The 512-nt window shown below is 69.1% G+C and carries 1 pseudogene; it reads left to right on the top strand.

The window, feature by feature from the left end:
- A pseudogene (locus JHN45_RS52455) lies at positions 1-348 on the top strand (sensor histidine kinase); the annotation flags it as partial.
- Positions 349-512: the final 164 nt, after the last annotated feature.

Consider the following 512-nt stretch of genomic DNA (forward strand, 5'->3'; position numbering starts at 1 on the left):
GCCCGGTTGAGCGAGGGCGTCCTCATCGAGATCGAGGACAGCGGCTTCGGCATGAAGGACGACGCGCTGGCCGACGCCAACCGCAAGATCCAGTCCGAGAAGGTCGACCTCCTCGACGCCAAGCAGATAGGCCTCTTCGTGGTCAACCGGCTGCGCGAACGCCAGGGCCTCCGCGTCGAGATACGGCACTCCCGCAGCGGCGGCGTCACGGCCGCCGTCCTCATCCCCGAGGGCCTGATGCGCGACGACATGCCGGTGGGGGACCAGCAACAGGCCGCGGGCGGGCGGGGGTTGGCACCGGCCTCGGCCCTGGTCCCGCAGCAGCGGTTGCGCGGGGCGGGAGCCTGAGGCGCCGCCGCCGACACAGTCCCTGCCCGCCCAGCCCTCCCCACCATCTCCACACAGATGTACCGCAATAGCAGTACAGGTGGGGCGGATAGGGCGGATAGGTTCGTTTGATACTTCAAGTGCACTGCTGGAAGGGCCGGTTCCGTGTCCGACACCCCCACAGC

Source organism: Streptomyces sp. MBT53 (genome assembly GCF_016654115.1).
Classification (GTDB): Bacteria; Actinomycetota; Actinomycetes; order Streptomycetales; family Streptomycetaceae; genus Streptomyces.